The sequence below is a fragment of the Variovorax sp. 160MFSha2.1 genome, assembly GCF_048305075.1.
Taxonomy (GTDB): Bacteria; Pseudomonadota; Gammaproteobacteria; order Burkholderiales; family Burkholderiaceae_C; genus Variovorax; species Variovorax guangxiensis.
In genome coordinates, this window is the sequence record NZ_CP157624.1 from 864,727 (window position 1) to 886,123 (window position 21,397).

General features: G+C 69.5%; 17 protein-coding genes. 9 read left to right on the forward strand and 8 right to left on the reverse strand.

What is annotated here, in order from left to right; translation table 11 throughout:
• The first annotated feature begins 76 nt into the window (after positions 1–76).
• Genes ABL838_RS03705 through ABL838_RS03725 form a run of 5 tightly spaced genes read left to right on the forward strand, consistent with a single transcriptional unit; the run spans position 77 to position 7,835 of the window.
• Positions 77–1,612 carry a tryptophan 7-halogenase gene (locus ABL838_RS03705; RefSeq protein WP_418124192.1) on the forward strand — a complete coding sequence of 512 codons (1,536 nt, stop codon included), beginning with the start codon at positions 77–79 and terminating at the stop codon, positions 1,610–1,612.
• The gene (locus tag ABL838_RS03710; protein WP_418124194.1) at positions 1,609–3,060 is read left to right on the forward strand and encodes a TolC family outer membrane protein; all 1,452 of its coding nucleotides are present in this window, start codon (positions 1,609–1,611) and stop codon (positions 3,058–3,060) included. Before ABL838_RS03705 ends, ABL838_RS03710 begins: the two co-directional genes overlap by 4 nt.
• Complete coding sequence (locus tag ABL838_RS03715) at positions 3,057–5,180, forward strand: type I secretion system permease/ATPase (RefSeq protein ID WP_418124196.1); 2,124 nt, start codon at positions 3,057–3,059, stop codon at positions 5,178–5,180. The genes ABL838_RS03710 and ABL838_RS03715 overlap by 4 nt, the downstream gene beginning before the upstream one ends.
• Positions 5,161–6,540 carry an HlyD family efflux transporter periplasmic adaptor subunit gene (locus tag ABL838_RS03720; RefSeq protein WP_418124198.1) on the forward strand — a complete coding sequence of 460 codons (1,380 nt, stop codon included), beginning with the start codon at positions 5,161–5,163 and terminating at the stop codon, positions 6,538–6,540. Before ABL838_RS03715 ends, ABL838_RS03720 begins: the two co-directional genes overlap by 20 nt.
• Positions 6,541–6,566: 26 nt before the next feature.
• Entirely contained in the window at positions 6,567–7,835 is a 1,269-nt protein-coding gene (locus ABL838_RS03725) for a tetratricopeptide repeat protein (RefSeq protein ID WP_418124200.1), read from the forward strand.
• Between the two features lie 27 nt (positions 7,836–7,862).
• Here ABL838_RS03725 and nadE read toward each other — a convergent pair whose 3' ends face one another.
• From nadE to ABL838_RS03745, 4 genes are read right to left on the reverse strand one after another with little or no spacing between them, the layout of a single operon-like run.
• The gene (gene nadE, locus ABL838_RS03730) at positions 7,863–8,702 is read right to left on the reverse strand and encodes an ammonia-dependent NAD(+) synthetase (RefSeq protein ID WP_126021614.1); all 840 of its coding nucleotides are present in this window, start codon (positions 8,700–8,702) and stop codon (positions 7,863–7,865) included.
• Positions 8,703–8,725: 23 nt separating this feature from the next.
• On the reverse strand, positions 8,726–9,913 hold the full coding sequence (locus ABL838_RS03735; protein ID WP_126021613.1) for a phospholipase A: 1,188 nt from the start codon (positions 9,911–9,913) through the stop codon (positions 8,726–8,728).
• Positions 9,910–10,395, reverse strand: a complete 486-nt coding sequence (locus ABL838_RS03740) for a hypothetical protein (protein ID WP_418124202.1) — start codon at positions 10,393–10,395, stop codon at positions 9,910–9,912. Before ABL838_RS03740 ends, ABL838_RS03735 begins: the two co-directional genes overlap by 4 nt.
• A 14-nt stretch (positions 10,396–10,409) precedes the next feature.
• Positions 10,410–12,518 (reverse strand): ATP-dependent helicase, encoded by a 2,109-nt coding sequence (locus ABL838_RS03745; protein ID WP_126021612.1) that lies wholly within the window; start codon positions 12,516–12,518, stop codon positions 10,410–10,412.
• Between the two features lie 155 nt (positions 12,519–12,673).
• Between ABL838_RS03745 and ABL838_RS03750 the strand changes: the two genes are divergently transcribed.
• Positions 12,674–13,699 (forward strand): AEC family transporter, encoded by a 1,026-nt coding sequence (locus tag ABL838_RS03750; RefSeq protein WP_418124203.1) that lies wholly within the window; start codon positions 12,674–12,676, stop codon positions 13,697–13,699.
• Here the strand turns inward: ABL838_RS03750 and ABL838_RS03755 are convergent.
• Positions 13,688–14,374: a hypothetical protein gene (locus tag ABL838_RS03755; protein ID WP_240650585.1), complete on the reverse strand. Its 687-nt coding sequence runs from the start codon at positions 14,372–14,374 to the stop codon at positions 13,688–13,690. The two genes, ABL838_RS03750 and ABL838_RS03755, sit on opposite strands and share 12 nt — an antisense overlap.
• Positions 14,375–14,612: 238 nt before the next feature.
• On the opposite strand from ABL838_RS03755, the gene ABL838_RS03760 reads away from it, so the two are divergent.
• Positions 14,613–14,822: a hypothetical protein gene (locus ABL838_RS03760; RefSeq protein WP_126021610.1), complete on the forward strand. Its 210-nt coding sequence runs from the start codon at positions 14,613–14,615 to the stop codon at positions 14,820–14,822.
• 34 nt (positions 14,823–14,856) lie between these two features.
• On the opposite strand, the gene ABL838_RS03765 is transcribed toward ABL838_RS03760, so the two are convergent.
• The 3 genes from ABL838_RS03765 to ABL838_RS03775 all read right to left on the reverse strand — a co-directional run bounded on the left by ABL838_RS03765 (position 14,857) and on the right by ABL838_RS03775 (position 19,488).
• Positions 14,857–16,932, reverse strand: a complete 2,076-nt coding sequence (locus ABL838_RS03765) for a primosomal protein N' (RefSeq protein ID WP_418124205.1) — start codon at positions 16,930–16,932, stop codon at positions 14,857–14,859.
• A gap of 477 nt (positions 16,933–17,409) precedes the next feature.
• Positions 17,410–18,519 (reverse strand): uroporphyrinogen decarboxylase, encoded by a 1,110-nt coding sequence (hemE, locus tag ABL838_RS03770; protein WP_126021608.1) that lies wholly within the window; start codon positions 18,517–18,519, stop codon positions 17,410–17,412.
• A 33-nt stretch (positions 18,520–18,552) separates the two neighbouring features.
• A complete protein-coding gene (locus tag ABL838_RS03775) occupies positions 18,553–19,488 on the reverse strand; it encodes a LysR family transcriptional regulator (RefSeq protein ID WP_184634388.1) in 936 nt (311 codons plus the stop codon).
• Between the two features lie 85 nt (positions 19,489–19,573).
• Between ABL838_RS03775 and ABL838_RS03780 the strand changes: the two genes are divergently transcribed.
• Both ABL838_RS03780 and ABL838_RS03785 read left to right on the forward strand, forming a co-directional pair.
• On the forward strand, positions 19,574–20,296 hold the full coding sequence (locus tag ABL838_RS03780) for an SDR family oxidoreductase (RefSeq protein WP_418119022.1): 723 nt from the start codon (positions 19,574–19,576) through the stop codon (positions 20,294–20,296).
• Between the two features lie 126 nt (positions 20,297–20,422).
• On the forward strand, positions 20,423–21,310 hold the full coding sequence (locus ABL838_RS03785) for an alpha/beta fold hydrolase (RefSeq protein ID WP_418124208.1): 888 nt from the start codon (positions 20,423–20,425) through the stop codon (positions 21,308–21,310).
• The last annotated feature ends 87 nt before the right edge of the window (positions 21,311–21,397 follow it).

Below are 21,397 nucleotides of genomic sequence, written 5' to 3' on the forward strand. Positions count from 1 at the left end.
GCGACGCCGGCGCGAGCAGCGGGAGGAGCGCTCCAGGGCGCTCCCCTTCGCCGCGTGCGGCTCATGAAACAACCATATGCTGAATCTTCGCAACATCTCTCGCGCCGTCGTCGTCGGCGGCGGAACCTCGGGCTGGTTCGCCGCGCTGGCGCTGCGACGCATGTTCGCGCCCTCGACCGAGGTGCGGGTGATCGAATCGCCCGCCATCGGCATCGCGGGCCTGGGCGAGGGTGGACTGCTCAACCTGCTCGATGCGCTGCGCCGCAACGGCATCGACCTCACCGAATTCGTGCAGGAGACAGGCGCGGCCTTCAAGCTGGGCGTTTCCTACGAAGGCTGGCGCACCGGCGCCGAGGACGACCACTACTACCACCTCTTCGGCCGGCCCGGCCTGCAGGAGACCGACTGGATGGAAGCGGGCTTCCATCCGCTGATCTCGGGCATGGTGCACGAGGGCATCGAGCTTCATCGCTACGTGCCGGGCTTCGCCGCCATCGCCGGGAATGCCTCGCAGCGCGACGCGCTTGCGATGCTTCGCCTCGGCGCAAGTTCGGGCCTGTCGGCCTCCTTCCATTTCGACAGCCACAGGCTGGGCGACTACCTGCGTCGCGTGGCAGTCTCGCGCGGCGTGGTGCACCAGCAGGCTCGCGTGGACGAACTGTTGTGCGACGAGCAGGGCATGGCGCGCGCGGTGCGGCTCGAGGGCGTGGAGGAACCCCTCGCGCTCGGCCTGCTGATCGACGCCTCCGGGTTTGCGCGGCTGGGCATCGGAGGGAAGCTCGGCGTGCGCTGGCGCTCTTTCTCGGAACACCTGCTGCTCGACGGCGTCGTGCCTTTCCGCATGCCGCATCCGCAACCCAACCCGTCGCTGGTAACGCGAGCGATCGCAATGCCGTCTGGCTGGATGTGGCAGATGCCGCTGGTCGAGCGCGTCGGCGGGGGCTATGTCTTCAGCAGCGCCCATGCCGACGAGGCGCAGGCCATCTACGAGATCCATCGCCGCGTGGGCCCTGGCGTCGAGCCGATGCGCGCCCTGAAGTTCGAGCCCGGCCACTTCGAGCAGGTGTGGGTCGGCAACGTCATGGCGCTCGGCCTGGCCTCGGGCTTCGTGGACCCCCTGGAGTCGAGTCTCCTCGGGCAGATGCTGGAGCAGCTGCGCAACTTCGAGCGCATCGTCACAGCCGGGGGCGGCGTGGTGCCCGGGCGAGTGATCGAGGGTTTCAACGAAGCCAACGCACGGTGCTGGTCGGGTATCCGCGACTTCCTGCGCATGCACTACGACGGCCCCCGGCGCGATACCGCCTTCTGGCGCGACTTTGCGGACCTGCCCCCGCCGCCAGGCTATGCCGAGCTCAGGCAGTGCTTCCAGCGCCGCACGCCTCGCCCCATCGACCTGCAGAACTACGCCATCCACGGATGGCAGGGAATCTTCCACGCCCTCAACTGGCTCTTCGTGGCCGCGCCGCTGGGCGTGGTGCCGCGCGAAGCGGCCGCAGCCGAACTGCAGGGCCTGCCGTCCGCCAGCCGTGCGCGCGTGGCTGCCTACATCACCCGGATGCGCGAACTCGGCGCAGCCGGCGACTTTTCTTCGAAGGGGGACCGATCCGCGTGAAACCAGGCACACACCTCTGCGCAGCCGCATGGCTGGCCCTTGCGGGCCTGCCCGCGGCGGCGCAGGAATCCGTCGAACTGAAGGCGTCGCGGCGGCTCGCGCCGAGCGCGCTGGCACGGGAGCTGGGGGTGCGGTCCGGCGCTGCGCTGCCCTCCACGCTGCAGGCCCCGCAGGCTCTGCAGGCCGGGCAGGACTCGAAACCCCTGGAGCTGGCCGATGCCGTGCGCCGCGCGGTGGCGCGCCATCCCTCGATCGCCGATGCCATCGCCACGCTGGCGCAGCAGTCGGGCGGCGTCGAGGTGGCGCGCGCCGGCTACTACCCGCAGGTGAAGCTGGGCATGGGCGCCGGCCTCAACAACAGCGGCAGTTCGGGCGCGGGCCGGGGCCGCGGCAACGGTGTTTTGGCGAGTGCTTCGCTGTCGCAGATGCTCTACGACTTCGGCAAGGTCTCGGGGGCGGTGGACCAGTCCGAGGCGCAGGTGCGGCGCCAGCAGGCCATCGTGCTGCGGCAGATCGACGCCGTCGCGCAGCAGACCGCCGAGGCCGTGGTCAGGGCGCACCGCTATCAGTCGCTCGCCGCGATCGCGCAGGAGCAGGTCAAGGCCGTCGAGAAGGTGCTCGAAACCGCGCGGCTGCGCGCGAAGTCGGGCCTCAGCACCAAGGCCGATCCGCTGCAGGCGGAGTCGCGCGTCGAGAGTGCGCGCGCCAACCTGCTGCAGGTGAAGTCGCTGCTCGCGCAGTCGCGCGAGCGCCTGGCGACGCTGCTGGGTGGTGCGGCCCCGGCGCTGGTCGCGCCGCTTCCGCAACAGCTGGCCAGCGAGCTGCGCATCGACCAGGTGCCGGACGCCGGCCTGCTTCCCGACGTGCTGACCGCCGAGGCCGACCGGCGCGTTGCCGCCGCCCAGCTCGAGATCGCGAAGGCGCAGCGCTATCCGACGCTCAGCCTCGACGTCTCGGCCAACAAGGCCATGGGCGGCGTCAACCCCGCCACGATGGAGCGCAACGGCATGCACCACACGGTGATGTTCAACCTCTCCAGCGCGATCTTCCAGGGCGGCGCCATGGATGCGCAGGTGCGCTCGGCCACCGCCGCCGAGGAGGCCGCGCGCATGCGCATCGATACCGCCCGGCTGAATGCGGGCGACCAGATGCGCAGCTTCCGCGAGCAGGTCGCCGGCGCGCAGGCGCGGCTGGGCGTGCTGGCCGAACGCCGCCGCAGCATCGGCGAGGCGCGCGACCTCTACCGCGAGCAGTACACGCTGGGCACACGCTCCATCCTCGACCTGCTCAACGCCGAGCAGGAGATCCACCAGGCCGCGGCCGACCAGGAGGCCGTGCTGCACGACCTCTGGGAAAGCCGCATCGGCTACATCGGCGCGACCGGGCAGGGTCGCGCCTTCTACGGTCTCGACAACACCACCGTCCAGGGAATGGAACTGCTTCCATGAAACTGCCTCCGCAGTACACCAGCTGGCTCGACGCCATGCTCTATGTCGCACGCCACTACGGCATCGGCGCCTCGCAGGAACGCGTGCGCGTCTCGCTGGCCTGGGAGCGCGGCGCACCGATGGACACGCTGCTCGAGCACATGGCGCGGCACCTGGGCCTCTCGTTGCGGCTCGATGCCTTTTCCAGCGCGCAGCTCGACCCATGGCGGCTGCCGCTGGTGGTGGAGTTCGACAACGGCGAAGTCGGCGTGGTGCGGGCGGCCGATGGCAACGGCAAGCTGGGCGTGCTGCTCGGCGGCGACCACGGGCTCGAAACCGCGCTGTCCGCCGAGGAGCTGCAGCGGCGCGCAAGGCGCTCCGCCATCCTGCGACCCAACACCGCGGTTCCCGACGCGCGCGTGGACGGCTACGTCAAGCCCTACCGTTCCAACTGGTTCTGGGCCATCGCGCTGCGCGACTGGCGCCGCTACGGCGACATCGTGCTGGCCTCGGTTTTCGCCAACGTGCTGGCACTGGCCTCGACGATCTTCTCGATGCAGATCTACGACCGCGTGGTGCCCGCTCAGTCGGAATCATCGCTCTGGGTACTGTTCGGCGGCGTCATGCTCGCCGTGGCCTTCGAGTTCCTGCTGCGCATGTCGCGCACGCACATCTCCGACGTGATCGGCAAGCGGGCCGACCTCAAGGTGTCCGACATCGTCTTCGGCCACGCGCTGCGGGTGCGCACCGATGCGCGTTCCAAGTCGACGGGCTCCTTCATCGCCCAGGTGCGCGAGGTCGAGCAGGTGAGGGAATTGCTCACCTCCACCACCATCGGCGCGGTGGCCGACCTGCCCTTCTTCGTGCTCTTCCTGGTCGTGCTGTGGCTGGTGGCGGGGCCGCTCGCGCTGGTGGCGCTGGTCGCGGTGCCCCTGCTGGTGATCCCGGGGCTGCTGATCCAGAAGCCTCTCGCGCGGCTCGCCGGCGAAGGCATGCGCGAGTCGGCGCTGCGTAATGCGCTGCTGGTGGAGGCGGTCGAGGGCCTGGAAGACATCAAGCTCATGCGTGCCGAGCCGCGCTTCCAGAACCAATGGAACCACGCCAACGACGTCGCGGCCGGCATCAGCATGCGCCAGCGTTTCCTCACGGGGCTGCTCATGACCTGGACGCAGGAGGTGCAGACCATCGTCTACGCCGTGACGCTGCTGGCCGGCTGCTTCCTTGTGATGAAGGGCGACATGACGACCGGTGCGCTGGTGGGCTCGTCGATCCTCGCCTCGCGCATGATCGCGCCGCTCGCGCAGCTGTCGGGCGTGTTCTCTCGCTGGCAGCAGGCCAAGGTGGCGCGGGCGGGGCTCGACCAGCTCATGCAGCGGCCGGTGGACCAGCCCGAGCGTGCGCGCCTCGTGCACGTGCCCGCGCTGCAGGGGCGCTACGGCATCGCGGGCGTCGAATTCCGCTACGGCAAGGACGACAGGAGCCCGGCCTTCGCGGCTGCGCAGCTGCAGATACAGCCCGGCGAGAAGATCGCGCTGCTGGGCCGCATGGGCGCGGGCAAGTCCACGCTGCTGCAGCTGCTGGCCGGCCTGCAGTCGCCCCAGCGCGGCCATGTGACGCTCGATTCGCTCGACATCGCGCTGATCGACCCGTCCGACCTGCGCCGCGACGTGGGCCTGCTCACGCAGAACGCGCGGCTCTTCCACGGCTCGATCCGCGAGAACGTCACCATGGGCATGCCGCTGGCGACCGACGAGCAGTTGCTGGAGGCACTCACGATGGCCGGCGCCTTGCCCTTCGTGCAGTCGCGCGCGGAAGGGCTGGGCGAGCTGATCCACGAGGGCGGCCTCGGCCTCTCGGGCGGCCAGCGGCAGGCGCTGCTGCTCGCGCGCACGCTGATACGCCAGCCGTCCGTCGTGCTGCTGGACGAGCCTACCGCGCATTTCGATGAAGTCACCGAACGCCAGGTCATTGATTCGCTCGGCGACTGGCTGGCGCCGCGCACGCTGGTGGTGGCGACGCACCGCATGCCGGTGCTGCATTGGGTGGACCGGATCATCGTGGTCGATGGCGGGCGCGTGGTGATGGATGGTCCGAGGGACCGCGTGATTGGGGAGCTTTCCAATGGCAACAGCAACGCCTGAAACGGGCCGCCCTCACACGGGCGGCGGCGCGGTGGTGGTGGCCGACGCCGCTCAGGCGGCGGAGGCGGTGCAGGCCGCGCAATCCGCGCAAGCTGTGCAGAAGGCGGTCGCCGAGCTGCCCGCGCGGCCGGCACCGGCCGCACCGTCAGGCGCGGCTGCGCCGAAGAAGCCGCCGGCCCGCTATCCGGTGGCGTCCACGGCCGCGCGCCATTCGCCGCCGGAGCCGCCGCTGCCGCGCTCGTCGCTGATCGTCTGGATCGTCAGCGCGGCGCTGCTCGTGCTGCTGGCATGGGCCTGGTGCTTCGAGCTCGACGAGGTGTCCACCGGCACCGGCAAGGTGGTGCCTTCGTCGAAGGAGCAGATGGTGCAGTCGCTCGAAGGCGGCATCCTGGTCGAGCTGAAGGTGCGCGAGGGCGACATCGTCGAGGAGGGCCAGGTGCTCGCGCAGCTCGACAGGACCAAGACCGAGTCGACCGTGCAGGAGAGCGCGTCCCGCGTGCGCGCGGCGCTGGCCATGTCGGCGCGGCTGACGGCGGAGGTGGGCGGCACGCCGCTGGAGTTCCCGCCCGAGGTGCGGGCCGACCCCGACCTCGTGCGCACCGAGACCGCGCTCTACCGTTCGCGCCGCGAGCAGCTCTCCAGCAGCCTCGCCGGCGTGACGCAGGCGCTGGCCCTGATGCGCAGCGAGCTCGCGCTGACCGAGCCGCTGGTGTCGCGCGGCGCCGCGAGCGACGTAGAGGTGCTGCGGCTGAAGCGCCAGATCAACGAGGCCGAGAGCAAGGCGGTCGACATCCGCAGCCAGTACTACGTGAAGGCGCGCGAGGAGCTCGCCAGGGCCAACGCCGAGATCGAGGCGCAGCGCTCGGTGACGCGCGGGCGCTCCGATTCGCTCACGCGCCTGACCTTCGTCTCGCCGGTGCGCGGCATCGTCAAGGACACCGCGTTGACAACGGTGGGCGGCGTGCTGCCGCCGGGCGGCAAGCTCATGGAGATCGTGCCGCTCGACGAGAAGCTGCTGGTGGAGGCGCGCATCTCGCCGCGCGACGTGGCCTTCATCCATCCGGGGCAGGAGGCGACGGTGAAGGTCACGGCCTACGACTACGCCATCTTCGGCGGCCTGCCGGGCAAGGTGACGACGATCTCGCCCGACACCATCCAGGACGACGTGAAGCGCGACGTGTACTACTACCGCGTGTACATCCGCACCGATGCCGACCACCTGATGAACAGGAGCGGCAGGAGCTTCCCGATCGTGCCCGGGATGATCGCCTCGGTGGACATCCACACCGGCAGCAAGTCGGTGCTCGACTACCTGATCAAGCCGCTCAACAAGGCGCGCGAAGCGCTTCGCGAGCGCTGAAGCCAAGCGACAACAGGAGGGCGACAATGGCCAGGAAGGGCACGACCAGGACGAAGGCACCGGTTCCGGCGCGCAGGCCGGCGATCACGCAGCAGGCGCTCGATGCGCTGGGCACGCGGTTCCGCGCGGCCTTTGCGCAGGGAGACTACGAGAAGGCGCGGGGCTTCGCGGCGCAGGCGTGGGAGGCCACGCACAGCCCGCAGCCGCTGGCCGACGTGGCGCTGTGCCTGCTGCGGCTCGGCCAGCCGCAGCAGGCCTACCACCTCTACCTGCGCATCGTCGGCGAACTCGGGACCGCCAATACCTTCGACGGCCTGGCCGAGGCGGCCGGACAGCTCGGCAAGCGCGACGAGGTGCGCAGGTTCGGCTCCGAGTCGCTGCGCCTGAAGATGCTGGAGGCCGACAAGGAGCAGGCCGCCGCCACGGTGGGCCTGCCTGCGCCGCGCTGCTTCGACGAGCGCAACCGCCATCGCAACCTCATCGCCTTCAGTCTCTTCGGCGGCGACCCGCGCTACTGCGAGATGGCGGTGCTCAACGTGCGGGCCGCGCGCGAGTTCTTCCCGGCGTGGCTGTGCCGCTTCTACGTCGACGACTCGGTGCCGGCCGACGTCTGCGGCCGGCTGATGCGAGAGGGCGCCGCGGTGATCGACGTGCGCTCCATCGGCGGCCAGGACCTGCCGGGGACCATGTGGCGCTTCCTCGCGCTCGACGATCCCGCGGTCGACCGGGTGCAGTTCCGCGATGCCGATTCGCTGCTGTCCACGCGCGACCAGGCGGCGGTGCGCGAGTGGTGCGCGTCCGACCGCTGGTTCCACGTGATGCGCGACTATCACTCGCACACCGAGCTGATGCTCGCCGGCATGTGGGGCGCGTGCGCGGGCGTGCTCTGGGACATGGCGGGCGACATGCGCGCGTACCTGCGCAGCCGGCCTTTTTCGTCGCGTTATGCAGACCAGCATTTCCTGCGCCACCGGGTGTGGAAGGTCGCCCAGCGCAGCCTGCTCATGCACGACGAGTGGTTCGACCTGCCGGGCAGCCAGCCTTTTCCGCCCCACGTGCCGATGACGGTGGACGCGCGCTACGCCCACGTGGGCGCCAATATCGGCGCGCCCTCGATGCATGTGCTGCACGATGCACCCGACGGCACGCAGGTGCGCTGGACCCTGTACGACGCCGCGGGCCAGGCCGTCTGCAGCTACGACGCCGTCGTGCGCGGCAACGGCTACGAGGCCAGCATTCCGGCACCTTACGCCGCCGAGATCTCGGCCGGGCGCTGGAAAGTTGTCACGCGCTGATGCGGCGCGGCGAGGAGGGCGCCGCGGTCAGAAAGGCTCGACCGGCAGCGCGCGCTTGTGCGCGCTCTTGCGATGCGTGGCGAGGATGATGCGCCGCGCCTCGGCCGACACCGGCTTGCCTTCGAGGAAGTCGTCGATCTGCTCGTAGGTCACGCCGAAGGCGTCCTCGTCGGGCTTGCCCGGCACCAGCGATTCGAGGTCGGCCGTGGGCACCTTGTAGACCAGCGCGTCGGGCGCGCCCAGCAGCTGGGCCACGGCGCGCACGCGGCGCTTGTTGAGGCCGGTCAGCGGCGTGATGTCGGCCGCGCCGTCGCCGAACTTGGTGAAGAAGCCCATCAGCGCCTCGGCCGCATGGTCGGTGCCGATGACGATGCCGTCGTGCGCGCCCGCCACCGCGAACTGCGCGATCATGCGCTGGCGCGCCTTGATGTTGCCCAGCACGAAGTCTTCGTGCGCCGCGTCGCGGAACTTCAGGTCGCCTGCCTTCAGCGCCGCGAGCATGGCATCGGCGGCGGGGCGGATGTCTACCGTGACCGTGCGGTCGGGCTTCATCACCACGAGCGAGGCCTGCGCCTCGGCCTCGTCCTTCTGCACGCCGTAGGGCAGCCGCATCGCGATGAAGCTCGCGTCGTAGCCGGTGGCGCGCAGCTTCTCGACCGCGCGCTGCGCGAGGCAGCCGGCGGTCAGCGAATCGACGCCGCCGCTGATGCCCAGCACCAGCGTCTTCAGGCCGGTCTGCTTCAGGTAGTCCGCGAGAAAGTCGACGCGCCGCTCCAGTTCGCGAGCTGCGTCGAAGACGGGCGCGACATGCAGCGCCGCGATGATTTCGCGCTGTGTGTCGTCGACGGGAGACAGATCTGCACTCATGGGGTTTGCTCGTGTGAAAGGGATCAGAAGTCCACAAGGCTGAGGCCGATGCTCAGCACGGTGCGCTTGCGGTTGTAGTCCACCAGCGTGTCGCCGTAGCCCGAGAACAGCTGCGTGTGGAAGCGCAGGTTGCTCTTGGTCGGATCGCCGATGGCCTTGAGCCACTCGAGGCGGATCGAGCCTCGGCCGCTGTCGCGCAGGTTGTTGCGCACGGTCACGGCGAGCTGGTTGTCGCGGTTGAGGTTCCAGCGGCCGGTGATCTCGGCGCGGCCGTAGTAGTCGGCGATGTCGGGGTTGTCGTCCTTCGCGGCGCTCTCGGAGATGCGCTTCCAGATGCGGCCGGTGATGGTGAAGCGGTCGTCCAGCTCGGCGCCGCCCATCAGGTACACGCGGTTCCAGCTGCGCGACAGCGGCAGGCTCTGGCCGTTCGACTGGTGCACGATGCCCAGCCCCGAATAGCGCCAGCGCCAGCCGCCCGGCAGCTTGAAGTCGGTCGGGTAGACGTACATCAGCTCGGGCTCGTGGTCGGTGGTGCGGAAGGGGCGCGAGATGGAGCCGTTGAAGAGTTGCCAGGTCGACTGCTGGCTGTAGGCGAACCACAGCGAGTCTTTTTTCACCGGGTCGTTCTGCGTGAGCATGCCCTGCGCGAGCTTGGTGCGCACCGACAGGCCGATGCGCATCTCGTTGGCCTGATAGGCCACCGGGTCGGCGGTGTGGCCGGCCGAAGGCGAGGTGGGCGTGTCGGGCTTCCTGGTGGCGGCCGATGCCGACACGTTCAGCGGGCGATAGCCGCGGAAGCCGAAGGTGCCGCAGTCGGTGGCGTTCTCCAGTTCCCAGAAGCGCGAGAGCGCCGAGTACTGGCGGTCGCGGCAGCCCTCGGTGGTGGCCACCGAGACCACGCGCGTGGCGGGAACCGTTCCATCGACCGGCGGCTGCGTGCTCGCGAGCACCGGCGGGGCGGCCGGCACCGCCGCGGCGGGCAGCGTCTGCTGCTGCGCCCATCGGTCGAAGCAGGCCAGTCGCGCCTCGTTGTTGGCGCCCAGCGCGGCGCACTGTTGCCAGGTGAGCTGCGAATCCGCCAGCGGGCTCGCGGGCTTGTCCACCGCCTGCGCATGGGCCATGCCCGCCGCGCCGCCGAGGCATGCGGCCACGGCCGCGAGCGTGTTGAACCTGAAGCGAGATCGCGGCGAGATGGTGGTCGTCTTCGTCATTGCTTCTTTCCTTCCTGTGACGCCGGCGGCGCCGTCTTGCTGAGCACGAACGGGTGCGTGCTCTCGTCGGCCGCATTGCGCCACGTGCCCCTGAATTCGCGACCGCACGATCCGGTCTGCAGCTTGCCCGACCACACGCCGCTGATGGCGCGGCCGTCCTGCGACTCGTCGATGGAAAGCGCGCCTTCGTCGTCCACGTCGCCCGCGAGCTGCGCGACCGTGGCCTTCGCCGGGTTGGCGCCGTTGCGCGTGATGGTGCCGCGCACGCCGTCGTAGTCGGGGTGCTTGCCCAGCTGCACGACGGCCACGGCGGGCAGGTTGTCGAAGCGCGCTTCCCATTTGCCGTAGAGCGATTCCAGCGGCAGGTCGCGAGCGTCCGCGGGGCAGTCGGCGCTGCCGCCGCGCATCGAGGCGCAGCCGGCCAGCGCGATGAGCGCGCCGGCCAGCAGCGCGGCGGTTGCGGTGGTCTTCTTCGTCGTCATCGTCTTCATCGTCGTCATGACCCCGCCGCGGCGGCGGCGGCCTTGGCAGCGCTGTCCTGCGCCTTGCGCGCGAACTCGGCGCGCAGTGCCTTGAGCTTCTCGCGCGGGTCTTCCTTGGTGGTGGTCTTGTCCAGGCCCATCTCGGCAATGAAGCGGCTGGGCACGCAGGGCACCATCTCGCGGCCCTGCTTGCGTTTCTTGGTCCAGCTCACGGCCAGGCTGCGCTGCGCGCGGGTGATGCCCACGTACATCAGGCGGCGCTCTTCCTGCAGGCGCTGCAGCGTGTCTTCGCTCACCTGCTGCTGGCGGCCGTTGTCGTCGTCGAGCTTGAAGGGCAGCAGGCCCTCGCTCACGCCGATGAGCATCACGTGCGGCCATTCGAGGCCCTTGGAGGCGTGCAGCGTGGAGAGCGTGACCACGTCCTGGTCCTGCTCGCGCTCGCTGATGGTGGACAGCAGCGAGATGGTCTGCGCCACCTCGAGCAGGCTCTTGCGCTCGCTCTCGATGCCGCCGCTGTCGGCGCCCGAGGCGTCGTCGAGCGTGCCGCCGGCGCGCTGCGACATCCAGTCGACGAACTCCAGCACGTTGGTCCAGCGCGAGGCCGCGGCGGCTTCGCTGTCCTCGCCGTCGTACAGGTGCTTCTCGTAGTCGATCTCCTTGAGCCAGTCGAGCATGAAGGTGCGCGAGTCTTCCGCGCCCATGGTGCGGCGCGCGCGGTATTCGAGGTCGTTGATGTAGCGGCCGAACTCATGGATGCCCTCCAGCGTGCGCTTGGGCATCACGCTGGGCAGCGACGGGCTGAAGAGGGCCTCGAACAGGCTCAGCTTGTACTGGCTCGCGAAGGTGCCGAGGCTGGCGAGCGTGGTGTGGCCGATGCCGCGCTTGGGCGTGGTGATGGCGCGCAGGAACGCGGGGTCGTCGTCGTTGTTGACCCACAGGCGGAACCAGCCGCACAGGTCCTTGATCTCGGCACGGTCGAAGAAGCTCTGGCCGCCGGAGACCTTGTACGGGATCTGCGCCTTGCGCAGCGCCTGCTCGAACACGCGCGCCTGGTGGTTTGCGCGGTAGAGGATGGCGAAGTCGCGGTACTCCTTGTACTGCTTGCCCTGCGTGGTGGCCTCGCCCGCGCGGATGCTCACGATGCGCGCCACCGCGCGCTCGGCCTCGTGCACCTCGCTGTCGGCGTCGACGATGCGCACCGGCTCGCCTTCGCCGAGCTCGGAGAACAGCGTCTTCGGAAAGAGCTTGGGGTTGGGCCCGATCACGTTGTTGGCCGCGCGCAGGATGGCGCTGGTGGAGCGGTAGTTCTGCTCCAGCTTGATGACCTTGAGCGCCGGGTAGTCGACCGGCAGCTTGCGCAGGTTGTCCAGCGTGGCGCCGCGCCAGCCGTAGATGGACTGGTCGTCGTCGCCCACCGCGGTGAAGTGGCCGCGCTCGCCGGCCAGGGCCCTGAGCACGTCGTACTGCGTGGCGTTGGTGTCCTGGTATTCGTCGACCAGGATGTGGCCCATCATCGCCTGCCACTTGGCGCGCACTTCCGGGAATTCGTAGAGCAGCTTCAGCGGCATGCCGATGAGGTCGTCGAAGTCCACGCTCTGGTAGGCCAGCAGGCGCTCCTCGTAGCGGGCCATGATCTTCGCGGTGATGCGCTCGTTGTCGTCGGCGGCCTGCGCCTCGGCCTGCGCCGAGGTCAGGCCCATGTTCTTCCACTTGCTGATGGTCCACTGCCAGATGCGGGCGGTGGCCGCGTCGGTGGTGCCGCCGGCGTCCTTCAGGATCTTCGTCACGTCGTCGGCGTCGAGGATGCTGAACGCGTTCTTCAGGCCCAGCACGCCGCCGTCCTCGCGCATCATGCGCACGCCCAGTGCGTGGAAGGTGCACACCACGACCTTGCGCGCGTCCTTGCCGATGAGGTCTTTCGCGCGCTCGCGCATTTCGGCCGCGGCCTTGTTGGTGAAGGTGATGGCCGCGATGCGCTGCGGCTCGATGCCCGACTGGATCAGCCGGCCGATCTTGTGGGTGATGACCCGCGTCTTGCCCGAGCCCGCGCCCGCGAGCACCAGGCAGGGACCGCTCATGTAGTTGACCGCTTCGAGCTGCGCGGGATTGAGTCCGTGAGACATGGGAGAAAAAGAGAACCGAGGGAACCGGGAGAGCCGAGAAAAACGCCGTGGGGAACGGCTGGCGCAAAGCGGCCAATGATACGGGGCCGGCCCCGCCGGGGTTGTAGGCCGGCGGCGCCGATCCGGCCAACCGGCGGTGGCAACGACAATGGGGCGTGCTGCCTGTATTCCTTGTTACTTTCCCTTTCTTCGCGCTGATCGCGGCCGGCTACGGCGCTGCGCGCGCCCGCATCCTGCCGCTGGACGCCATTCCCGGCCTCAACACCTTCGTGCTGTATTTCGCGCTGCCGTGCATGCTGCTGCGCTTCGGCGCGGGCACGCCCATCGGGCAGCTGCTGGACGGCAGCGTCGCACTGGTTTGGGGCATCTGCGCGCTGGCGGTGGTTGCGGGCGTCGTGGCCTTCACACGCAACGCGCGCGTGGGCTGGAACGACGCCGCGTTCGGCGCGCTGGTGGCGGCGTTTCCGAACACCGGCTTCATGGGCGTGCCGCTGCTGGTGGCCATCCTCGGCGCGCAGGCGGCGGGGCCGATCATCATCACGATCGCGTTCGACCTGGTCGTCACTTCGTCGCTGTGCATCGCGCTGTCGCGGCTCGACGGGGCCGGTGGCGCCGGGCGGCACGGCGCCATGCTGGCCGCGCGCAAGGCGCTGCGCGGAATTCTCGTGAACCCGATGCCGTGGTCGATCCTGCTGGGCGTGCTGCTGTCGGCCGCGCGCTGGCCGCTGCCGGGGCCCGTCGAGCGCACCATCGCCATGCTGGCCGACGCGGCCTCGCCGGTGGCGCTCTTCACCATCGGCGCGGTGCTGGCCCGCTCGGCGCTGCTGGCGCGCGAGCACGACGCCAGCGCGGCGGTGGCCGAGGCCATGGGCGCCACGGGCCGCGTGTCTGCGTCCAAGGCGCCGTGGAGCGACGTGCTGCCGGTGGTGGCGGTGAAGCTGCTCGCGCATCCGCTGCTGGTGTGGGCCCTGGGGCTGGGCGCCATCGCGCTGGGGCTGCCGCTTTCGCATCCGGCGCTCGTCACCATCGTGCTGGTCGCGGCGCTGCCGAGCGCGAGCAACGTGTCGATGCTGGCCGAGCGCTTCGGCGCGGACAACGGGCGCATCGCCCGCATCATCCTGTGGACGACGGTGATTGCCTTCCCGAGCTTCCCGCTCGCCGTGAGCGCGCTACGGGGTTAGCACGCCGAGCTTGAAGGGGTCGGCATCGGCGAGCCGCTCGCACTTCGAGAAATCGCGGCCTTGCGTGCCGTCGCAGTAATAGGTGTTGTAGACGCGGCCGAAGAGCGTGGGGCTCGCGGTGAAGAGCACGCCGTGGTCGGGCTGCCAGTTGTCCCTGGCCGCCGCTGGCGCCGCGCTGGTCTCCATGGCCTTGGCGGAAGCCGACGTGGGCGTGAACTCGGCCAGCGTCTTGTGGGCCTCGTCGCCGCGCCAGCGTATTGCCAGCTCGGCGGGGGTGGGGCGCTGCGCCACGGGCAGCAGGATGCCGTTGACCTGCAGGCCGTAGCCGAAGCGGTGGGTCCTGCCGGCCAGGAAGGCGTAGGCGCAGGCCGCCATGCACTGGCCGCGCACCTCGGTCTGCACGCCGCTCGCGCGGATGGCGTCGGCGAATGCGCCGGCTGCTTCGGCGGTACCGCCGAAAGAGTCCTCGAAGACCACGGTATGGACTGTTCCGCTGCCGAGCTGCTCGGTGAACTCCTTGATCATGGTGCCGTCGAGCATGCCCGACACCACGAGGCGGCTGCCCTGCAGCTCCAGCTCGGCGGCCGGGGCCGATGGCACGGCGAAGGCAAGGACGAGGCCGGCGAGGCCCGATGCCAGCGAGAGGGACCAACCAGGGAGGAACGGCGGTTTCACGGTGACCTACCTTTGCAACCAGTGAGCGAGGCAGTTTGGAGTTCGCAATCCGCGGCGGGTTCGCGTCTTTACAGCTTGAGCAGCGCCGGGGTGCGTCGTCAACTCTTTTTTCACAAATTTGCGGTAGTTCCGGGCATGTCGTAAGACATAGCCATCCGCTACCACTTCAGATGAATGCTTGGGTTTGCAGGTGCGCTGCTACAGTGCTTCCAAGTCAAAGATGTGAATGGGGCGCGCGATGGCAATTCTGGTTCGCATCCTTCTGTGGCTGGCCTGGCTCTCGGCGGTCGGCTGGTTCTGGCATGCCGGCAAGTTCGGCACCGCCACGGCGATCGCGCTCGCCGCGCTGAGCCTTGTGGTGTTCGCATGGCCCGTGAGCGTCGCGCGGCGCAGGCACAACGAACTTCGCTACGTGGACATGGGCAAGGAGCCGACCGGCTACCACTGAAACCGCGGTCTGGGGGCCGACCGCGCCCGCACGCTCAGATGCTGTGCGGATCGACGTCGATCAGCCAGCGGATCACGCCCTTGCCCTGCGGCGTTCGCCTCAGTTCGTGCAGCAGCGGCTGCCACGCCGCAAGCAGCTTCTGCAGCGCGGCGCGCGAGGGGCTTTCGATCAGCATCTGCGCGCGCTCCACGTTCGCCACGCGCTGTATCGCCAGCGGCACCGCCGGATAGCGCGTGACCACGTCCGCGCCCGGCAGCGACTCGGCCTGGTCGGCCGCCGTGTTCAGGAAACCCTGCGCCACCGACTGTTCGCGCGCGTCGGCCCGCAGCAGCGCCTGGAACGCGAAGGGCGGCATTCCGGCGGCGCGGCGCTCGTCGAGCTGCTGCGCGGCGAAGGCGGTGTAGTCGTGCCTGCGCAGCGCCATGAAGAGCGGGTGCTGCGCGTGGTGCGTCTGGATCCACATCTCGGCCGTCGCGCCCTGCGCCGCGAGGTACGCGGCGTCGCGGCCCGCGCGGCCGGCCGACTGCATCAGCAGGCTGAAGAGCCGCTCCGGCGCGCGGAAGTCGCTGGAGAACAGCGCGCCGTCGGGGTTCACCGCGGCCACCAGCGTGATGCGGCGGAAGTCGTGGCCCTTGGCGATCATCTGCGTGCCCACCAGCACGTCGACCTCGCCCGCGTGCACGGCCGCGAGCTGAGATTCGAGCGCGCCCTGCTTCTTGGTGCTGTCGGCGTCGATGCGCGCGATGCGAACCGCGCCGCCGTCGGGCCGCTTCACCGACGAGAACAGCTCCGCCAGATGCTCCTCGAGCCGCTCGGTGCCGCGGCCCACGGGCGCGATGTCGGGGTTGCCGCAGGCCGGGCAGGCGCGCGGCACGCGCTCGGTGAAGCCGCAGTGGTGGCAGCGCAGCGTGCGGTCGATCTTGTGGAACACGCGGTACGCGCTGCAGTGCGGGCATTCGCTCTTCCAGCCGCAGTCGCCGCACGCCAGCACCGGCGCATAGCCGCGCCGGTTGAGGAAGATCATGCTCTGCTCGCCGCGCGCGATGCGCTGGCCGATCGCGTCGAGCAGCGCGCCCGAGATCACCGTCTTCGGCGGCTGCAGGTTCATGTCGACCAGCCGCACGGCCGGCAGCTCGCCCGCGCCGATGCGCGAGGGCATGGCCAGCCGCACGTAGCGCCCGCCGGGGTCTTCGCCCTCGGCGGGGCGGCTCTGGTGCCAGCTTTCGAGCGAGGGCGTGGCCGAGCCCAGGATCACCCGTGCCTTCTCGCGCTGGCCGCGCCACACGGCGAGGTCGCGCGCGGAATAGCGCGCGCCTTCCTGCTGCTTGTAGCTGGGGTCGTGTTCCTCGTCGACCACGATGAGCTTCAACGCCGGTATCGACGCGAACACCGCCATGCGCGTGCCCAACACGATGCGCGCCGCGCCGCTGTGCGCCGCGAGCCAGCTCGCCAGGCGCTGTGGGTTGGTCATGCCGCTGTGCAGCGACACCACCGCCTCCTCGCCGAAGCGCGCCTTGAAGCGGGCTTCGAGCTGCGGCGTGAGGTTGATCTCGGGCACCATCACCAGCGCCTGAGCCCCGGGCTCGCGCGCGAGCAGGTCGGCCACGCAGCGCAGGTACACCTCCGTCTTGCCGCTGCCGGTGCTGCCGGCCAGCAGGAAGGTGCCTGTTCCCTCCTCGATGCGCGCCAGCACGGCGGTCTGCTCGGCGCTCAGTGCCACCGGGTTCGACGACTCGGCCGTCTGCGCGACCGGCCCGGCCGCGCTCTTGCGCTTGAGCCGGCGTGCGAGCTGCGCCGTCGACAGGTCGCGCAGCTGCGGCGGCAGGGCGGCCAGCGCGATCTCGCCGATGGAGCGCTGGTAGTAGCGCGCGGCGAAAGCCACGAGGTCGCGCCAGCCCTCTCCCAGCGGCGCGAGCGCGTCGAGCGCCGCGCCCACCGGCTTGAGCGTCATGTCGGGCTCAGCGCCCACGAGCGATACCGGCTCGTTCCAGACCACGCCCAGCACCTCGCGCTTGCCCAGCGGAACGCGCACCAGCGTGCCGGGCGGCAGGGGCTCGGCGCCGGCGTAGCTCAGCAGGTCGCCGAGCGCGGCGTGCGCGGGCGTCTGCACGGCGATGTCGAGCCGCCACGGCAGCGCCGGCGGGGCGCCGTTCGTCGGCTGGAGGGGCTCGTCGAGAGGCAGTCCGGCGGTGGAGATGGGAAGTCCTTCTTGGGGCGGTTTGTTAAAAAGTCTTCGAGCAAGGGCGCTTAAGTCATTGATTTTTCAGCGCTTTGGGCCTCATCCAGAGTTCCTGTGGATAACTTTGTTGACAAGCGGGCTGGACTCGCTGCCAAGCCTTGAAAATCAAGGCTCCGGCTGGATTGCCCGGAAAAAAAGCAAAGTTCAAACTCTATATAAATCAACGACTTAGCTTTGCTATCTCTTTGGAAGCAAGGAAGATGGGTAACCCGGAAATCTTGCGCACTGCAACACGTGTTTTGTGCATAAGTGCGGATGCATATACCGTTTTTGCGCTTGACAAACGGCCGCGGGCCGACTTCTCAAGGCTGCTGCGCCTGCGCCGACCGGTTCAGGCCGATAACAATTTCAGCCACGCATCGCCCGCGACTTCGCGTGCACCGCGGCCACCAGCGCCGCCACGTGCTCCGGCGGCGTGAACTGGCTGATGCCGTGGCCCAGGTTGAAGATGTGCGTCGGACCCTGGGTCGTGCGGTCGGCATGCGGCTTGCCGAAGGCTTCCAGCACCTTGGCCACTTCGGCCTCGATCTGCGCGGGCGGCGCGAACAGCACGTTCGGGTCGATGTTGCCCTGCAGCGCCTTGGCCGTGCCGTCCGTGCCCTCTGCGACCCTGCGGCGCGCGGCGCCCAGGTTGACGGTCCAGTCCACGCCCAGCACCTCGCAGTCGAGCGCGCGCATGTCGTCCAGCCACAGGCCGCCCCCCTTGGTGAAGACGATGCGCGGCACCGGCTGGCCGTCGGCGCCGGTGCGTTTCAGGCCGGCCAGCACGCGGGCCGTGTAGGCGAGGCTGAATTCCTGGAACGCGCCGTCGGCCAGCACGCCGCCCCAGCTGTCGAACACCATCACGGCCTGCGCGCCGGCGTCGATCTGGGCGTTGAGATACGCGGCCACCGAGTCGGCGTTGACCGCGAGGATGCGGTGCATCAGGTCGGGGCGGCCGTAGAGCATGCTTTTGACCAGCCGGTAGTCGCTGGAGCCCGCGCCTTCCACCATGTAGCAGGCCAGCGTCCACGGGCTGCCCGTGAATCCGATCAGCGGCACCCGGCCGTTCAGAGCCTTGCGGATCGAGGCCACGGCGTCGAACACATAGCGCAGCTTTTCCATGTCGGGCACCTCTAGCGCCCCCACCGCCGCCTCGTCGCGCACCGGGCGCGCGAAGCGCGGGCCCTCGCCGGCCTCGAACGACAGGCCGAGGCCCATCGCGTCGGGCACCGTCAGGATGTCGGAGAAAAGAATGGCAGCGTCCAGCGGATAGCGCTCCAGCGGCTGCAGCGTGACCTCGGTCGCGTAGCCGGTGTTGGTGGCCAGCCCCATGAAGCTGCCCGCCTTGGCGCGGGTGGCCACGTACTCCGGCAGGTAGCGGCCGGCCTGGCGCATCAGCCAGACGGGCGTGTGGTCGGTGGCCTGGCGCCAGCAGGCTCGCAGGAAAGTGTCGTTTTGCAGGGGGGCGAAGGGCATCGGGCGATTGTCGCAGGGGTGTGTCCCTGCCCCTCAGGCGTCCGATTTGCCGCCGAACACATCCGCCATGAGCCCGCCCAGCCACCGCAACCCCGGATCGCCGTCGTGCGTGGCCGCCCACAGCAGCGACACCTCGTAGGCCGGCGACTCGAAGGGCAGCGGGCTCACGGCCAGCCCGAGCTCGTCGCGCCAGGTGGAGGCGGCGAATGTGGGCACGGTGGTGATGGCGGGCATCTGCCGCACGATGAAGGGACTGGTCGCGAAGTTGCGGCTGGAGAAGACGACTTTGCGCGTGTGGCCCTGCTCGCGCAGCAGCTCGTCGACGAGGCCGCTGAGGTCGGCGCTGAACGAGGTCAGCAGATGAGGGTGGCGCAGGTACTCCTGCAGCGTGATGCGCTTGCCGCGCACCTTCACCAGCGCGGGGTTGTAGACGCAGACGAAGTGCCAGCCGAACAGCGCGCGCTGCCGGTGCCATGCGGCGCAGTCGGTGAACACGCCCACCGCCAGTTCGATCTCGGCCGCGTCGAGCATGGCCGGCGCATTGGTGCGCTCGGCTGCGCGCGCCACCAGCCGCACGCCCGGTGCTTCCTCGGCCAGCCGCTGCATCAGCCGCGGCATCAGCGCCACTTCGAGCGCGTCGCTCAGGCCGACGCGGAACACGCGCTCGGCCCTGGCCGGGTCGAACGCCGGCCGCGCATGCAGCGCCTGCTGCAGCGACAGCAGCAGCGGCTCGATGACGCGCGCGAGCTCCAGCGCGCGCGGCGTGGGCGTCATCCCGTGCGAGGTGCGAACGAAGAGCTCGTCACCCAGCGCGGCGCGCAGGCGCTTGAGCGCGCCGCTCAGTGCGGGCTGGCCGATGAACAGGCGCTGCGCCGCGCGCGTGACGCTGCGTTCGTGCAGCAGCGCGTGGAACACCAGCAGCAGGTTCAGGTCGAGCCGCCTGAAATCACTTTCGTTGATGTATTCCATGGATCCAAACGATTTGAATGATAGTGCCGCGCTCCCTAACCTGAGCTTGTCTTTCTTTCATCGGACATTCAAAAAAGGAGTCGTCATGGCTTTGGAACAGCAGCAGACAGTGGTGGTGGTCGGTGGCTCGTCGGGCGTGGGCCTCGAGACCGTGCGGCGCATGGCGGCCTCCGGCGCGCGCGTGATCGCGACCGGCCGCGACAACGGCAAGCTGCAGGAAGCGATAGCCGGCCTGGGCGCGAATGTGAGCGGCCAGGCCTTCGACGCCTGCGACTGCGGCGCGCTCGATGCCTTCTTCGACAAGACCGGCCCCGTCGATCACCTGGTGCTGACGCTCAGCGGCGGCGAGGGCGCGGGCGAATTCGCGAAGCTCGACCTGCAGTCGCTGCGCCGCGGCTTCGAGGCCAAGTTCTGGCCGCAGCTCGAAGCGGCGCAGGCCGGCGCGCGCGTGCTGCGCAAGGGCGGCAGCCTGACCTTCGTGACGGCGATCTCCGCGCGCAACTCGCTGCCCGGCACCTCGGGGCTGGCGGCTATCAACGGCGCCATCGAGGCGATGGTGGGCAGCCTGGCGCGCGAGCTGGCGCCGAGCCGCGTGAATGCGGTGTCGCCGGGCCTGGTCGACACGCCCTGGTGGAACCGCGTGCCCGCCGCGATGAAGGACGACCTGTTCCGCCAGCAGGTCGAGATGCTGCCCGTCGGCCGAGTGGGGCGGCCGCAGGACGTGGCGCATGCGATCCAGTTCCTGATCGAGAACGGCTACACCACGGGGACGGTCGTCGAGTGCGATGGGGGGCTGCGGCTGGTGTGATGCCCGCCGGCCTTTGCCCGGGCCTCGGCATTGGCCTACGGCACGGGTGCGGCCGAGCCGACCCGCGATGCGTGAAGGCGCTCCTAGCCTGCGGCGGATGAATCAACCCGGCACAGGAGATCACGCATGAACACACGCCAGACGGATACCCGCGTGCGGCATCGCCGCATTCAGCTGGGCGAGGTCGACACCTTCTATCGCGAAGCCGGTCCGGCCGATGCGCCCGCCGTGCTGCTGCCGCACGGCTACCCATGCTCGTCCTACGAGTTCCGCGAGCTCATGCCGAGGCTGGCCGACCGCTGGCGGCTGGTCGCGCCCGACTATCCGGGCTTCGGCTACAGCGCCACGCCGGAAGACTTCGACTACAGCTTCGACGGCTACGCGGCCTTTCTCGACCGTTTCGTGAAGGCGCTGGATATCCAGCGCTTCGCGCTCTACCTGCACGACTTCGGCTCGCCGATCGGCGCGCGCCTGGCGATCATGGCGCCCGAGCGCGTGGCGGCCCTCGTCATCCAGAACGGCGACATCCCTTACGAGGACGCGCTGGGGCCCAAGTACGCCGAGATCGAGCAGACATGGACGCTGCCCGCGCGGCAGATGCGCGAGCAGCTGTCCAAGGCGATCACCGAAGAGATCTTCAAGGAGGAGTTTCTGAACGCGGTGCGCCCCGAGCTCGCGCAACGCATTCCGCCCGACCTGTGGAAGCTGCACTGGTCGCTGATGACGCCGGAGCGCAAGGAGGTAGCGGTCGACCTGATCGCGGGGCTGAAGGAGAACCGCGCCTGGTTCCCGCGGCACCGAAAGTACCTCGCCACGCACCGCCCACCCACGCTGATCGTGTGGGGCCCGCAGGATCACTACATGCCGGAGCAATCAGGGCGCGCGTACCTCCGCGACCTGCCCGAGGCCGAGTTCCATCTGCTCGACGGCGGCCATTGGCTGCTGGAAACGCATCTCGACGAGGTGGAGGCGTTGATGCGGGCCTTTCTGGGGCGGGTGCACGCCCCTGCATGACGCGCTCGTGAGCGCGTCGGCTCATCGGCACCCAGGCTCGAAGAACGAAATGTTTTGTTGAAAAGACAGCGGCAGATACACAGCGAT

Bases quoted from the DNA above. Each gene is read 5' to 3' on its own strand.
- ABL838_RS03735 (WP_126021613.1), bottom strand. From the start codon at position 9,913: ATGACGAAGACGACCACCATCTCGCCGCGATCTCGCTTCAGGTTCAAC.
- ABL838_RS03780 (WP_418119022.1), top strand. From the start codon at position 19,574: ATGGCTTTGGAACAGCAGCAGACAGTGGTGGTGGTCGGTGGCTCGTCG.
- ABL838_RS03775 (WP_184634388.1), bottom strand. From the start codon at position 19,488: ATGGAATACATCAACGAAAGTGATTTCAGGCGGCTCGACCTGAACCTG.
- hemE (WP_126021608.1), bottom strand. From the start codon at position 18,519: ATGCCCTTCGCCCCCCTGCAAAACGACACTTTCCTGCGAGCCTGCTGG.
- ABL838_RS03725 (WP_418124200.1), top strand. From the start codon at position 6,567: ATGGCCAGGAAGGGCACGACCAGGACGAAGGCACCGGTTCCGGCGCGC.
- nadE (WP_126021614.1), bottom strand. From the start codon at position 8,702: ATGAGTGCAGATCTGTCTCCCGTCGACGACACACAGCGCGAAATCATC.
- ABL838_RS03785 (WP_418124208.1), top strand. From the start codon at position 20,423: ATGAACACACGCCAGACGGATACCCGCGTGCGGCATCGCCGCATTCAG.
- ABL838_RS03715 (WP_418124196.1), top strand. From the start codon at position 3,057: ATGAAACTGCCTCCGCAGTACACCAGCTGGCTCGACGCCATGCTCTAT.
- ABL838_RS03705 (WP_418124192.1), top strand. From the start codon at position 77: ATGCTGAATCTTCGCAACATCTCTCGCGCCGTCGTCGTCGGCGGCGGA.
- ABL838_RS03745 (WP_126021612.1), bottom strand. From the start codon at position 12,518: ATGTCTCACGGACTCAATCCCGCGCAGCTCGAAGCGGTCAACTACATG.
- ABL838_RS03740 (WP_418124202.1), bottom strand. From the start codon at position 10,395: ATGACGACGAAGAAGACCACCGCAACCGCCGCGCTGCTGGCCGGCGCG.
- ABL838_RS03720 (WP_418124198.1), top strand. From the start codon at position 5,161: ATGGCAACAGCAACGCCTGAAACGGGCCGCCCTCACACGGGCGGCGGC.
- ABL838_RS03760 (WP_126021610.1), top strand. From the start codon at position 14,613: ATGGCAATTCTGGTTCGCATCCTTCTGTGGCTGGCCTGGCTCTCGGCG.